This is a genomic window from Kroppenstedtia sanguinis (assembly GCF_050433445.1).
GTDB lineage: Bacteria > Bacillota > Bacilli > Thermoactinomycetales > DSM-45169 > Kroppenstedtia > Kroppenstedtia sanguinis.
In genome coordinates this window covers 30602-45933 of sequence record NZ_JBNPXF010000021.1, presented here as the reverse complement: position 1 = coordinate 45933, position 15332 = coordinate 30602, and the positions used below count along the sequence as shown (strand labels likewise).

Genomic DNA, 15332 nt, shown 5'->3' with positions numbered 1-15332 from the left:
TTTGATTTGCAAAGGAGTTGCATATATGCATCTGATCGTAGCCACGACATCTTACTCGACATTATCGAATATCGCAACGGCTCATCAACAGTTGTCTGTGGAACAAAGGGAACAGTTCAGTATCTCGCTATTTAATATTGAACATGCCTTATCTGAAGGAGAATGGGAACGTTTTGCGCAGGCGGCGCAAACAGCAGACTTTTTCCTTTACGATCCCCACGGAGCAGAAGAAGCAACGATCGATCAAATGGCAGAGAGGTGCAGTACGTACGGAATGAACCAAGTCTCGTTCATGTTAAACGGATCCCATCTTCAAAAGTATGTCAAGTTGGGTCCGTTACGCGGCTGGGAAATCATGAATGATTACCAGACGCAAAAGCTTACATTATGCGAGCCTGCAGGGGTGCACCTATCTGCTGCCCAGATCGCTGAAAAGAAACGCGCTTTGAGCCATTACGAGGAAATTGTTGCCTACTGGAAAGCATCGGGTATCTTCAATTGGCAACAACTGATCTACTTTCTCGGGCGTACATACGGAAATATTGATTTCCCTGCGCCGGCAAAGCCTACAGAATACGAAGGGTTGGGAATTATCGATCCGGACAGCAAGCGATTCTACGACAGTGTAGAAGCATATGCTGACGATACGCATTTCGAGGCGAACAAACCGGTGGTGGCTGTATTTTACTTAGCGTACAATTCGCGTGTTGCGACATCGGGGGTCGTCGCGGAGATTGCCCGTAAAATCAGACCGATCGCCAATGTGTTGCCCATCGGCTTCACGAGCACAATGCAAGTGGATACGAAGCGATTACAAGAATTATTGCAACAGCCGGGCTACCGGGTGAATCTCATTGTGAACTTTCTAGGCTTCCGCTTGGGTATGGGGCCGAGAGGCCACGGGAAACAAAGTGCGGTAAATATCTTGGAACAACTGGACGTTCCTGTTTTACATCCCTTCTTCCTCTCCCGAGTAGAAAAAGAGGACTGGGAGCAAGCAAGCGGTCTACCACCCTCAGATTTCCTGGTTCATGTGGTGTTGCCGGAATTGGACGGCAATATTGAAACCTACCCCGTTGCTGCTATTCAACCCAAAGGGTTTGACCCGAACTACCAGATCGGATTCAAGGAACTTGAGCTTATAGAGGAGCGAGTCGATCTTCTTATCGCTCGCATTGAAAAATGGCTCTCTCTTCAGCAAAAAAAGAATGCTGAAAAAAGAATTGCACTGATCGGTTACGATTACCCTCCGGGAGAAGGAAATGTATTCGGCGGCTCATTTTTAGACACTTTTGCATCGGTCTCACGTTTACTCACAGAGTTGAAACAAGCAGGGTATCAAGTCGACGCGTATTCCGCTGATCAGTTGCGGGATCAATTAATCCAGGGGCAACTGGTGAATTCGGGCAAATGGATCGATGATCTATCCACAACGAACCTGATTCGGTATGATTCAACGGACTATATCCGGGAATTAGCCATGAAAAGTTGGCGTAAAGAGGTGGTTTCCCAGTGGGGAACGGAACCGGGAACTGTGATGACTGAAGGAGAACAGTTTCTCATCCCGGGTTTCATAAGCGGCAATGTGTTTATCGGTTTACAGCCGACTCGCGGCATTCATGAACAGCCGGAAAAAGTGTATCACGATCATCAACTGCCTCCGCCTCACCAATACGCCGCTTTTTACAAATGGGTGCGTGAACAATTTGCCGCTGACGCGATCATACACGTTGGCACTCATGGGACTCTTGAATTTTTACCAGGCAAAGAAACAGGAATGTCCGCCGATTGTTTCCCTGATCAGTTTATCGGAGATGTTCCGCATTTGTACTATTACTATGTCGGTAACGCCTCTGAAGGGATGATTGCCAAACGGCGTTCTCACGCCACGTTAATCAGTTACCAAGCTCCTCCATTTGCTGAAGGGGGACTGTATGGTGACTATGACCATCTAAATAAGCTTCTCCACGAATACCGCGAAGCGAAGCAATTGGACCCGGAACGCTGTCCGCATATTTGGGCACAAATGCAAGCAATCGCTTCGCAACTGAAGTTAAATAGTACAAAGCTTGACGATGTTGAAGCCGAATTGTACCGGCTCAATCGCTCCCTCATTCCTCATGGGCTGCACGTGCTTGGACAAGGATTCTCTAAGGAAGATGCCGTTAAACACATGATATTTGTATTGCGGCACGACCGAGCGGAAGCGCAGTCTTTACGTCGCTTATTTGCGTATGTGGAAGGATGGGATTACGATCGCTTACTTGCGGACCATGACACTGAACAGTTGGCTAAATTGGATGACTTGGCCGCTCGCGCAGTGGAGCTTTATGTGGAATCCGGCAAAATACCGGATGTGAACAGTGATCTCAGAGGTCTGTTTGAGCAGACATTGTCCTTTGGCAAGCGCGCCTGTGAAGCAACCTTGCATAACGAAGAAATGGATACACTTTTACATGGGTTGAACGGGAAGTATATCCCGGCAAAATTGGCCGGTGATGTCATCCGCTCCCCGGAAATATTGCCAACGGGGAAAAATATGTACCAGTTGGACCCACGGGAGGTACCCAGTCCATCGGCAATCGAGCGCGGCGCGGAGATCGCGAAGCGTACCGTGGAGCTTTATCGTTCACAGACGGGGAATTATCCGGAGACGACGGCTGTGGTGATGTGGGGAATGGAGACAGCTCGTACACGTGGGGAAACCATCGGCCAAATATTATACTACTTAGGGGCTCGCCTCGCTCCGAAACCGAGTGACTTTCGCAGGGTGTATGACATTATTCCCATGAACCAGTTGCAACGTCCCCGCTTGAATGTCGTCGTAAATATTTCTGGCATTTTCCGAGATATGTTTCCCAACGTCATCGAAGATCTGCATGAGCTCTTTAAGCGAATTGCGTTGCTGGATGAGCCGGAGGAAGACAATTATTTCAAAGGTCAGACGAACAGACTGTACACAAAATTACGAGATGAAGGATACTCCCAAGAGAAGGCCAGGGATCTTGCCTGCGCAAGAATATTTGGTCCTCCTGAAGGCGAATACGGTACAGGCGTCTCTAAACTGATCGAAACAAAAAATTGGTCTGACGAGGCACAACTTGGCGAGATGTACAAAAGGCACACCCGCTATGTATATAGTAGCAACTACCACGGACAGGAAATGGAGCAATTGTTGGACGCCCATCTGGAGGCGGTGGACATCGTATCACAGCTCAGAAGCAATCATGAGTATGAACTGATTGATTTGGATGACTACTATAGTTTTTTCGGCGGTTTTTCCAAATCAATCGAAGTGGTGAAGGGGAAGAAACCGGAGGTGTATATTACAGATACGACAAGTGAAACGATCCTGACCGAAGAAGCCGGACAATCCATCAACCGTGGCGTGCGTACCCGTTTGCTCAATCCAAAGTGGATCGATGCTTTACTGGAGCATCCGCACCATGGGGCACAGAAGATCGCGCAGCGGTTTGAAAATATACTCGGAATTGCAGCGACGACAAACCAAGTGGAGAACTGGGTCTTCTCAGCGTTACACGAGACGTACGTCGCAGATGAGGAGCGTAGTAAGCAGATGGAAGCGAACAACCGCTTTGCTTATCACGAAATGATTGAAACGTTGTTGGAGTGTCACCAACGCCAATATTGGGAAGCAACGGATGATCAACTGGAACAGCTTCAACAAAAATACATGGAATTGGAAAGTCATATCGAGGAGTAATCAGGAAGCGGTTTTCATATCCATAAAGGTAGGTTGTGCACTCTTTGCAAGAGATCGTAGCCCTCCTACCCTCCCCGTCCCCTCAAGCCATATTTTACGATGGGGGGCAATGGGAAGAGGGAAAGGGTCGTTTCGTTCCCATCATCCACTTTATGGTTCATCAACAGCCCTGTTCTGATATAATTTAACCACAGAATTCAGGAGAAGGAGAAGACGGATGAAAATCCTGTTGGATCACCTGTAACCCTTTTCAAGAAAAAAATCTGGCTTCATACCCATTCGCGGGCCACCTTCCATCTAATAAATACCGGGATATAAAAATATGGGAGGTTGAAGCCAAGATGAGAAGCGAACAAGAGATGATGGAGTTGATTTTAGACTACACCAGAAAGGATGAGCGAGTCCGGGCTGTCGGGATGAACGGGTCACGGACGAATCCTCGTGCTCCAAAAGATCTGTTTCAGGATTTTGACATCGTGTTTTTGGTTACGGACATGAATTCTTTGATCGAAGATCCAGACTGGATCAACTGCTTTGGCAGCCGGATCATCATGCAAACGCCGGAAGATATGGAGCTATTCCCTCCTGATTTGGATGGAAATTTCTCATATTTGATGTTGTTTGCAGATGGCAATCGGATCGATCTCACCCTTTGTCCCATCGAGAAAAAAGAGGATTGGAATCGCGGTGACAAACTGTCTGTGGTGTTGCTGGATAAGGATCACGCCCTCCCGAAGCTCCCGGAGCCAACGGATCAAGATTACTGGGTCAAGCGTCCATCCGCAGCGATGTACGCCGATTGTTGCAATGAGTTTTGGTGGGTATCCACCTATGTGGCCAAGGGGTTGTGGCGACAAGAAATCACTTATGCAATGGACCATTTGAATATGTATGTCCGACCGATGGGGATGCAGATGCTGGAATGGAAGGTGGGGATCGACACGGACTTTTCGCTCAGTACCGGGAAAAACGGAAAATATTTGGAAAAGTACTTACCCAAGCCGATCTGGCAAGCACTGATGACTACTTATCCAGGCGGAACATACGGCGAAGTGTGGCAAGCGTTGTTCGCCACATTAGATTTATTCCGCCAGACATCGAAGGAAGTGGCGGAATGGTTCCATTACGAGTACCCGCTGGAGGAGGATCGCAATGTTACCGCGTACTTGAGGCGGGTACAACAGTTGAAGCCAGGAGCCAGCAAAATCCTCTTGTAAAATCAGCAAAACGATCGGAATGAAAATATCGCGGCAAAGGGACATTTGAGTTTCAAGCTTCAGGTGTTCCTTTGCTGCTTTTTTTAATCAGCCAGATTCTGAGTTGAACGGGATGAGGTTTCACATGTCGGCACCCAAGTTCTGACGAGGCACAGGCGCTCTTGTGGCAATTTTTTCACAACGCTTCTAGAGACCACTAAACTGCTCAGAAAACCCTTCGGTTTCCGAAAACGGATCGATGATCGCGAATCATTCCCTGATTAAATCCCACCTCCACTTTAATTGTGCAACAGTTTTTTTCAATGGGACTAGATATTTTCTAAATAGAAGGATTATTCGCAATCATTCTCGAATGTAATTTATATTGCCCCTGATCAGGGGGTGGAGTTTTTTGAAATACACACATGGATAAAGGAGTGTTGGATGGTGTCCTCCAAACGAAGTGTGTCGTTCAAAGTGCTCACTCTCGGTTTGACCTTGTTGCTTTCGGTTACGTTATATTCGGGTTTACCAGTGGATGCTTCCGCATCGGATCACGCAAATGCGCAGTTGGATCGCAAGGTAATCGCTTATTACCCCAGTTGGGCCACCCATGACCGCGACTTTCAAGTGGCGGATATCGATGGGGAAAAGATCACCCACATCAACTATGCTTTTGCCAATATCGCCAATGGAGAAGTGGTGGTAGGGGATGAGTATGCAGATACGGAGAAGGCATTTCCGGGTGATTGTTGGGAACCGGGATGCAAACGGGGAAACTTCAATCAGTTAAACAAATTGAAGGAAAAACATCCTCATTTGAAAACATTGATTTCGGTGGGAGGGTGGACCTGGTCCAATAACTTCTCCGATGCGGCCCTGACGGATGCTTCTCGGAACAAATTTGCCGACAGTGCGGTGCGCTTTATCCGAGAGTGGGGGTTTGACGGCGTGGACCTGGATTGGGAGTACCCGGTGGCAGGCGGTGAGGTGGACGGACGTCCGGAGGATAAACAAAACTTTACCCTCCTGTTGCAAAAGGTGAGGCAGAAATTGGACGAAGCCGGGAATCAAGACGGAAAGAAGTACCTGCTGACCATCGCATCGGGAGCCAGTCCTGACTATGTGAAAAATACGGAATTGGATCAAGTCCAAGCTCAACTGGATTGGATCAATATCATGACCTATGATTTCCACGGAGGCTGGGAGAGTACCAGCGGTAACAATGCGCCACTTTACTTGGATCCAAAAGATCCCTCTCCCAATGCGAACTCCTTCCACGTGGATGCTGCCGTGGAAGGTCACTTGAACGCAGGTGTTCCCAAGGATAAGTTGGTTTTGGGCATGCCTTTTTACGGACGGGGATGGACGGGATGTGGGGGGGCGGATCACGGCCTGTATCAGAACTGTTCCGGACCGTCAGAGGGGACGTGGGAAGAGGGAGTCTTCGACTTTTCCCACTTGGAGAAGGATTATATCGATAAGAACGGATACACCCGTCACTGGAATGACCAGGCCAAAGTTCCCTATTTGTACAATCCCACAACCCAAACCTTCATCTCCTATGATGACATGGAATCCATCGGGTATAAAACCGATTACATCAAATCCAAAGGGTTGGCAGGAGCGATGTTTTGGGAGTTGAGCTCCGATCGAAACGGGACCTTGTTGAATAAAGTGTACAACGATTTTAAGTAAAGTTGAAAATCGAAATGGATACCAAACACCGGGCGTATACAGCCCGGTGTTTTTGTGTGTTGAAGCTACAGTACATCTATACAAATCCTCTTCAAAGAAAAATCCCCCGAAGTCTTGCTTCGGGGGATGGGCTCAATTTTCTGCAGTTGTCTGAGGCAGGGGTTTTAATTTTTTCCCATCCTTGCGAACATCACGCACGAACAGACAGAGAACGAAACCGATGCATATGAAGGCTACAGCCCAGACAAAGGCGTCATTGATGCCAGAGACAGCGGCCTGCTTGCTCGCTTCCCCGAACAGCATGCTGGAGAAAAGCTCTTGGGCTTGAGCCAGGGGGACGCCCATCGCCTCGGAAAGTTTGGCGGCCCCTTCCTGAAAGGACTGGGCGAAGCCCGAATTGAACAGATTCATTTCCTCGCTGCGATGGGCTAGATGCGCACCCATCCGATTGGTGTAGATCGTGGTGAGCAGGGCCGTTCCCATGGAACCGGCCATTTGGCGAATCGTGTTGCTCATCGCATTGCCATGACTGTTCAGATGCTCTGGCAATTGATTCAAGCCTGCCGTCATAATCGGCATCATCAACAGGGACATGCCCAGGGAGCGAATCGTATAGATCCAAATCACTGAGGTGTAGCTCGTCTCCAGTGTGAGTTGGGTCAACTCCCAAGTGGTGATTCCGGTAATTGTCAGTCCCACAATGGCCAGGGGACGTGGCCCGATTCGATCAAACATAAAGCCGGAGATAGGAGACATGATCCCCATGATCAAGGCACCGGGCAACATCAGAATCCCTGATTCCAGAGGGGTGAAGCCCCGTAGGTTTTGCAGATAGATCGGCAACAGGAACATACCGGCGAACATGGCCAGGGTGATGATGGCATTGATTACGGTAGTCAATGTGAACATATCATATTTAAACACCCGGAAGTTCAGCAAAGGATCTTCCTGTTGCAATTGGCGATGTATAAACAGAATCAAGGAAAAAATCCCTAGAACTAAACTGACAACCACCGCCGGACTGCTCCAGCCTTGGGAGCCTGCTTCACTGATCCCATACAAGACGGCGCCAAACCCGATCACGGAGGTGATCATCCCATACAAATCCACGGGGGGTTTTCGCAATTTGCCGATGTCCCGCACGAGGAGAAAAGCCAGGATGGTGACTACTACAGTCAATACGAACATGCCGTAAAAGAGGACCCGCCAGGAATAATACTGCAGGAGCCAACCTGACAGTGTGGGCCCCACCGCCGGGGCGAAGATCATTCCTAATCCCAGGATCCCCATGCCGCGGCCCCGGATTTCCGGAGGGAAAATGATCAGAATTAAGTTCATGACCAGGGGCATCATCACCCCGGCTCCGGCGGCTTGAATCAACCGTCCAACCAACATGATCGGAAAGTTGGGGGACATTCCGCAGATCAGAGAGCCTACGGTAAACAGAAGGAGGGAAAATGTAAACAATTTTCGAGTGCCAAAGGTCTCCATCAAAAAGGCGGAGATGGGGATTAAGACACCATTGACCAGCATGTAGCCAGTCACCAGCCATTGTGCGGTGTTGGCTGTGACGCCAAAATCATTGATTATACGAGGGATGGCCACATTGAGTACGGTCTGGTTGACAATGGCCAAGAACATTCCCATCATGCAGATGCTTAGCAAAGGGATATAAGGAGTGATTTTTATGTTATCACTGTTGTTGTCAGATGATGACATCATGGCCCTCCTCTCTGTGGGTAATGGACTTCCATGTCGTCATTTGGAGATTTCAATCGTGGCATTCATCCCGGGAACCAGATTGTCCGGGTAGGAATCCATGGAAATTTTCACCGGAATGCGCTGGACCACTTTGGTATAATCGCCGCTGGAATTTTGTTGTGGCATCATGGAGAAGGTGGAAGCCGTCGCCAATCCCCGTTGCTTCACTTTCCCTTCAATGGTGAGGTCGGGAGCAGCATCCACTTTGATCTTCACATCGGCTCCCTTTTTCACATCCTGGTAATCGGTCTCCTCAATATTAGAGAGGATATATAAATTATTCAGGTCGACCAGGTTGCCCATCGGTTGTCCGGGGGTCACCATTTGTCCCTTTTGTGCTTTATCCTGAATGACGGTTCCATCTGCAGGGGCTTTGATCTCCAGAGTTTGCCCCTCAGCAGTCTTGATTTTGCCGATGACATCCCCTTTTTTGAAAGTGGTGCCTTCCTTCGCTTTCCAGCTGTCCAGTTTTCCTGGCACTTCCGACACCAGTGGGGTCAATTCTCCTTCGACCCGGGCATCATCGGTCTTTACATAGTTGGATTGTTGGTAGTAGTAGTAGTAACCGCCGATTCCGGCTGCCACAATGACCAAGGCCAACACGATGTTCAAGATGATTAATCGTGAGGTTTTCATCAGTGTCTCCACTCCTGTCAAGATTTGTGTATTTTAACGACAGCATTCATGCCATAAACGACCTCGTGATCCTGGAAATCCACGTCGATATAAACGGGGACCCGCTGGACCTCCTTGGTGCTGCCTGTGCTGGAAGCATCAGATCCCGGTTTACCGGCTTGGTTCCCGATACGGTCCACCTTTCCTTGGAAGGTGATCCCAGGTTCGGCGTCGAGGTGGATCTCTGCCTGCTGTCCTTTTTTGACCTCGGCAATGTCGGATTCATCCACGTAAGCTAAGATGTGGAGCTTGGAGAGGTCCGCGATCATGGCCAAAGGCATTTCACCGGTGGTGATCCCTTTGGAAGCCGGAATGCTCTCCAGAATGGTTCCACGGATTGGGGATTTGATTTCCTGGTCCGGGGAGCCCCCAGATGGATTGGATTTTCCTGAACTTGATAAAGGAGACGGGGCAGCGGATAGGGATGGAATCGGAGACAGGCTTCCGATCACCTCGTCCGCTTGAACCACGTCTCCGCTGTGAACCTTCCAGTCCAACCTGCCGGTGGTGTCTGCGGTGATGGTGGTGCTGGGGGCGCTCACCTGAGCGATGTCCGAGGAAACATAGTTCAGCTGTTGGTATCCGTAATAGATACCACCGCCGATCCCTGCGAGCAGAAAAAGCGCCAGGATCGAGCCCCATACGAAAGAACGCCTCATGATTCCTCTCCTTTCGATGGAGTTTCATTTTCCTCCAAAACTGTGATAAACTTGCGAAGTTGCAGAATCAGTAACTGGATGTCTTCGGGAGGAAGACGAAGCAGCTGGGATCTGAGAAAGTGGGGATTGAGAGCGTGAACCTTTTTAACGAAGGATTTTCCCTCTAGAGTCAGATCGATCCATACCACCCGGCGATCGGCTTGATCCCGCTGTCTGTTTACATACCCCATACCTTCCAGCCGATCCACGATCCCGCTGAGGGTACTGGTCGACATCCCCGTTTCTTCACTTAATCCGGCAAGGGGTTGCTTTCCTTCAAAGGAGAGGACTTGCAACACGATGCTTTGAGGAACGGTGAGATTATATTTTTTCACCTCCGAAAACGCCCGCTGTCGAAATGTGCGTCCACTCAATCTCAACAGATAGATCAACTCGTTGATCTGATCTTCTTTCATCAGGGACACCATCTTTCGATATATTTCGGATAACGAATAATACGCATGAGAACGATTTACATATTAATACTTTGCATATGAATTGTCAATAACCGTATTTCGTATGGATTTTGTTCCTAGTTAGTCACTCAAGCTGATTCGACTATAAGGATAGACAAACGGCTTCTCCCCGGTTTGGACCGGGGAGAAGCCGTTTGGGACCGGGATCAGTACAAGCAACTTATCATATCAAATCCCAACACTTAATGCTAACAGGTATTGAGCGGCAAAATAAGTGCTCATCACCCCGAAGTCACCCCGGGGGAAGGGATGAACAAACCGGTTCCAGCCGAGGATGGCATCGGAGAGATAGAAGAGCAAAGCTCCGGCGAAAATCCAAGATGAACCGGTGAACCAGGCTGACCAGACCATCAGGGAGATCACCAATATGTAGGCGATGACAGCCCATTGCAATCTTCTCCCACCCTCTTCCTGGATCCCGGACCGGAGAAAATAAAAAACAACCCCGCCGAGTAAGATCAGCGCCAGGGTGATTCCGATCCCCCCCGAATTCTTTTTCATTTCGAGGAAGAACGCAGCGACATAGCAGAGATGAGCGCAGAAAAAAGAGAAGAGCCCTTGGATGAACCGACCCCATGGCAACATCAGAAAGAAATCCCCGACGAGGGAAAACAGAAGGCCGATCAGGATCAGCCAACCGTAGCTTCCAGGTTCCTTTACCACTCCGACGACAGCCAGCAGGATGATCCAGATCATCGTTCCCGGCTTCAAAAGAAGTTTCCACAGTTGCCGGTCTTTGTACACGGCGAGCCACAGATAGGCGAGTCCGGAGACAAGGGTTACGATGGAAAGAAATAGAATCACGCGGATGACCTCCTTCCTCCTCTTGCTAACCTGTATTCCATCTGTTGAGGATCTATCCCTTGTTGTAGGTTGAGCAAGCATTTTTATTTTTTCGAGGTTGTCGAAAAGGATGGAATCACGACGGCGATCATGCAAAAGAGTCACCTCTGTTTTTGAAGGTGACTCTTTTGCAGTTCTCACTCGCATCTTCGCGATTGACCTGGTCATGATTCAACTAAACAATATTTGATACTGCAAGTCTGTTGATTAACCAACAAAACGATCCTTTTGCTCTTCCCACTGACCCCATCGTAAAATATCGCTAATCAACACGTCTGTTAATACTGAAATCGTTTGGAGGGAACTGATATTAAGTTCGCTCTGTTGCAGGGATCCAACCTGTCAGCATGGCTCCCTCCCCTGAATGGCTATTTATATAAAGATCGCCTCTGTGTTTCCTAATAATTCTTTGTGAAATAGTTAACCCCAGTCCACTCCCTCCAGTGGATCGACTTCGGGAGATTTCGCCACGATATAGGGGTTCAAAAACCCGTTGCAGTTCTTCCGAGGAGAAGCCTGGGCCTGTATCATGGATCGTAAACTTTACCTTGTTGCCCTCTTTATAGCATTGGACCACAATTTCACCATCGGTGGGTGTGTGTCTGATGGCATTATCCAGCAAATTATTTATGGCGCGCTCCAATAAGTGAGTGTCTCCGTTAATGATGCAATCCTCTGCAGAATGGTTTGAGATCGAGATATGTTTTTGTCGGGCCAGCGGGTCTAAATTGTCAATCGACTTCTGAAGTATGAGTTTAAGATCAACGGTCTGGTTGTTCAATTTCGTATCCAAGTACTCCATTTTCGTAAATGTGAAAAGGTCTTCTACCAGCCGATCCAATTGCGCCGTTTTTTCCTTACAAACCCTCAAATATTTTGCTGTTTTCTCCGGTGTTTGAGCAATCCCTTGTTCCAGACCCTCCAAATAACCTCGCAAGGCGAACAACGGCGTCCGTAAATCATGTGCGACAGCGGCAATCATGAATCTACGGTCTTCTTCCAATTCCGCCTGTTTCCGATAGGATTTTTGCAGTCCCTTCACCATCACTTCAAACCCATCGCGTACTTCGGCGATTTCCGTGATTCTGGACGAGGGGTACTGCACCTCCCAATCCCCTGAAGCAATTTGTCTGGCTGCAAAGCTCATCTTCTCGAGGGGCTTGAGCAGGAACCGTCTCATTTCAATACCGACGACAAAGAAAGCGAGCAGCAGTCCGGCAAAGGACGAAATCCATTGAACTGTATTGGATTTTGGCAGATAAAGAGTAACCCTTCCCAGCAAATGACCATCTTCGATGACGGAGAACTGTTCCGTTGACGACAAGGCGCCACGGCGCTCCGGGTCGGACTGAAAAATTTCCTGATTTGACGCAGATCGAATAGCCACACCCATCTGCGATTTTTGCAATTGGGTATCCAATTGGTTTTGCCAATTTGAATCCTTCCATTTGTCCGGGTTGGTTTCGATCAGGTGAATCGCCTCGCTCAAATGTCTTTGCAGGGTCTCATTTTGTGGCGGACTTTTTGCTAAGCTGAGCGTATTTGTTTCCATAAAGTGCGCTGTGACAAAAGAGAGCCATGGCATTTGAAGTATAAAGAGAAAACAAAGCATGGTAAAAGTGCGAATGCGGATGGTCCTCATTTGATCCCCTCAAAGCGATATCCTACTCCCCATACATTGACTAGGTGTTGTGGATGGTTTGGATCCGATTCGATTTTCTCGCGAAGCCGACTGAGATGAACCCGAATCGTATGCTTATCGCCCACCCCATCCCAAAATTTTGCAAGTAATTGTTCGTATGAAAAAACATGTCTTGGATGTTCGGCAAATAATCGCAACAGCTCATATTCCTTCGGTGTGAGCACTACCTTCTTTTCTTCCACTACGACTTCTCTTGTGGACAGATTGACCTTGATGCGGCCATAATCTAGGATCCTTTCTTCCATTTGTTGCTGGGAAGGGGAACGCCGCAATACGGCTTTTACTCTGGCAATAATCTCTCCAGGTGAAGCGGTTTTGACGATATAGTCATCGCCACCGAGGGTCAGCCCTCGAATCTTGTCTACATCATCGCTGCGAGCACTCAAGAAAAGGATCGGAACGTTGCTCTTTGACCGAATCCGGCGGCATAACTCAAACCCGTTTTGTCCCGGCATCATGATGTCCAGAATCATGCAATGGATGGTACTCTGTTCAAATACGGCCCAAGCTTGAGCGGAATCGCAAGCGGTGATCACGCGAAAGTTTTCGTTCTCCAAAAAATCTCTCAACAGGTCAACGATACTTGGGTCATCGTCTACAACGAGGATCGTATTTACTGCACTCATGAATATCCCACCTTTAACTCCTAGTTTATCATTTTTCTTCAAGGTCAAATGAAACCTTGTGGTTTGTGATGCATTGTTTATTGTTTTGTGACCTTTTTACAACTTCCTTTGAGATATTCAATGGTTATGATTCCATTGTGAGCACGGACGGTACTTGGGATAAGGGGGAACTATCGATGTTATCAGTTCAAATCGTGCTTTTTGATGGCTTCGACTTGCTGGATGCCATTGCACCATACGAGGTATTTTGCGCCGCCGCCATGAATGCTGAAAACGCATTAAAAGTGGAATTCGTCACCGCCGAAGGGCCGAGGCCCGTTCCCAGCGGCATCAACGGGTTGAAAATTGAAGCGGACGGCAGACTCGACCCGGAACGTGGGGGCATCATTCTCGTGCCGGGTGCATCCGGTGAGATTGAAGGAGAGGGTCCGAACACGATCCCGGCTATTCTAGGCCGAGCCATGAATACCGAATTGGCAGGTTTGGTTGCGGAGGCTTTCCGCCAAAAAAATACCGTAGTCGCCACGGTATGTGGCGGTTCTCTGATGCTGGCCATGGGAGGATTGTTGGAAGGGAGACCGGCGGTAACGAACCATCTGGGCATGGATTTACTTGGAGCAACCGGAGCCATTCCCATCCCGGCACGGATCGTGGATGACGGCAATCTGGTGACCGGTGGCGGTGTAACTTCGGGACTCGATGTGGCTCTGTACCTGGTGGAACGTGAGCTAGGACCGCGGATAGCACACGCGGTGGAGGAGTTGTTCGAATTTGAACGGAGGGGAACGGTTTGGCGGGAATCCGGAATGGCACCCGGCACTGATAAAATATTGCGGGGCGACGAACCGAACATCGCGGCAGACCTGGCGGCGACGAATGACGGCACCATGGATCACAAAATCACACAGGCATCGGCCTTTGACGGAGATTGGGATACGACCATCGCCACACCCGTCGGGAAACTGGAAGTCAAGCTCTCGATCGCGTCAAGTGATGGAATGATCCAAGGTACGGCAACACAAGGAGACGAAACGGTCGAATTGATGAACCCCGTGCTTCGGGACAACAAACTTACCTGGTCGCTTCGAATCACGAAACCCATGCGCTTAAATCTGAAATTCGAAGTTGCCGCCGACGGTGATCAAATGACCGGAATCGCCAAAGCAGGTATACTGCCGGCATCCAAATTAACAGGAAAACGGGTCTCCTGACCCGGAATGGTGTATGGGTAATAATTTTGGGGCCGCGGGAGTGTTGGATCACATGAAGAAACGGAAAACATTATACGGACTTTTGGCGGGTGTAAGCATTCTGTTTATCCTTTACGCCTTGGCGAAAAATTTCGTGTTCGACCCTGCAGCCGAGGGATTTTTAAGCCATAAAACCGGACTTAAGCGCGAGTTGAATCTCCCAGTCTGGTTAAACGTGATGTACGTTCATGTGGCATTTGCATGTATAGCCATGGCGTCGGGGCTGTTCAACTTTTCCAAACGGTTTTTTGAAAAAAGCCGCAAGCTCCATCGCATCAACGGCTACGTCTATATGGTGTCCGTGCTCCTTGTTGTGCTGACTTCCGGATATATGGCGCCTTACGCCACCGGAGGAAAAATCAGCAGTATCGGGTTCAATTTGCTGAATATGGTATGGCCACTGATCACCATTACGGCGCTCATCCAAATCAAAAAGAAACGAATGATCCGGCACCGGAACTGGATGATCCGAAGTTACGCCTTTTGTTTTACAAACCTGTTGATTCACCTCATCACTTCTCTTTTCCATCAGGGATTCGGTTTCGATTATGCTACCAGCTATACCATTGGCCTTTACATCTCCATAGTGTTGCTGTTGGTAATCCCTCACATCCTCATCAGAAGGATTGGTCCATCTGGAGAGGTTGCGAAAATCCCATGAATGAATGAGGCAACAAAAAATC

11 protein-coding genes and 1 pseudogene are annotated in these 15332 nt (G+C 48.7%); 5 read left to right on the top strand and 7 right to left on the bottom strand.

Annotated elements, in window-relative coordinates; all coding sequences use genetic code 11:
- Positions 1–25 precede the first annotated feature (25 nt).
- The 3 genes and pseudogenes from bchH to JOD24_RS12560 all read left to right on the top strand — a co-directional run.
- A complete protein-coding gene (gene bchH / locus JOD24_RS12570) occupies positions 26–3724 on the top strand; it encodes a magnesium chelatase subunit H (protein WP_429247017.1) in 3699 nt (1232 codons plus the stop codon).
- 341 nt (positions 3725–4065) lie between these two features.
- Positions 4066–4941 (top strand): aminoglycoside 6-adenylyltransferase, encoded by an 876-nt coding sequence (locus tag JOD24_RS12565; RefSeq protein ID WP_429247016.1) that lies wholly within the window; start codon positions 4066–4068, stop codon positions 4939–4941.
- 423 nt (positions 4942–5364) lie between these two features.
- A pseudogene (locus JOD24_RS12560) lies at positions 5365–6609 on the top strand (glycoside hydrolase family 18 protein); the annotation flags it as partial.
- Between the two features lie 141 nt (positions 6610–6750).
- Here JOD24_RS12560 and JOD24_RS12555 read toward each other — a convergent pair.
- From JOD24_RS12555 to JOD24_RS12525, 7 genes are all read right to left on the bottom strand, one after another.
- Positions 6751–8337 carry a DHA2 family efflux MFS transporter permease subunit gene (locus JOD24_RS12555; RefSeq protein WP_429247015.1) on the bottom strand — a complete coding sequence of 529 codons (1587 nt, stop codon included), beginning with the start codon at positions 8335–8337 and terminating at the stop codon, positions 6751–6753.
- Positions 8338–8376: 39 nt separating this feature from the next.
- Entirely contained in the window at positions 8377–9015 is a 639-nt protein-coding gene (locus tag JOD24_RS12550) for a biotin/lipoyl-containing protein (protein WP_380164360.1), read from the bottom strand.
- A 17-nt stretch (positions 9016–9032) separates the two neighbouring features.
- The gene (locus JOD24_RS12545; protein ID WP_380164358.1) at positions 9033–9713 is read right to left on the bottom strand and encodes an HlyD family secretion protein; all 681 of its coding nucleotides are present in this window, start codon (positions 9711–9713) and stop codon (positions 9033–9035) included.
- On the bottom strand, positions 9710–10168 hold the full coding sequence (locus JOD24_RS12540) for a MarR family winged helix-turn-helix transcriptional regulator (protein ID WP_380164356.1): 459 nt from the start codon (positions 10166–10168) through the stop codon (positions 9710–9712). Before JOD24_RS12540 ends, JOD24_RS12545 begins: the two co-directional genes overlap by 4 nt.
- A gap of 228 nt (positions 10169–10396) precedes the next feature.
- Complete coding sequence (locus JOD24_RS12535) at positions 10397–11032, bottom strand: lysoplasmalogenase (RefSeq protein WP_429247014.1); 636 nt, start codon at positions 11030–11032, stop codon at positions 10397–10399.
- Positions 11033–11381: 349 nt separating this feature from the next.
- Positions 11382–12713: a sensor histidine kinase gene (locus JOD24_RS12530; RefSeq protein ID WP_380164352.1), complete on the bottom strand. Its 1332-nt coding sequence runs from the start codon at positions 12711–12713 to the stop codon at positions 11382–11384.
- Positions 12710–13399 (bottom strand): response regulator transcription factor, encoded by a 690-nt coding sequence (locus JOD24_RS12525; protein WP_380164350.1) that lies wholly within the window; start codon positions 13397–13399, stop codon positions 12710–12712. Before JOD24_RS12525 ends, JOD24_RS12530 begins: the two co-directional genes overlap by 4 nt.
- 176 nt (positions 13400–13575) lie before the next feature.
- Here JOD24_RS12525 and JOD24_RS12520 point away from each other — a divergent pair, with 176 nt between their 5' ends.
- Entirely contained in the window at positions 13576–14610 is a 1035-nt protein-coding gene (locus tag JOD24_RS12520; protein WP_380164348.1) for a DJ-1/PfpI family protein, read from the top strand.
- A gap of 52 nt (positions 14611–14662) precedes the next feature.
- Positions 14663–15310, top strand: a complete 648-nt coding sequence (locus JOD24_RS12515; protein ID WP_380164346.1) for a DUF2306 domain-containing protein — start codon at positions 14663–14665, stop codon at positions 15308–15310.
- Positions 15311–15332: the final 22 nt, after the last annotated feature.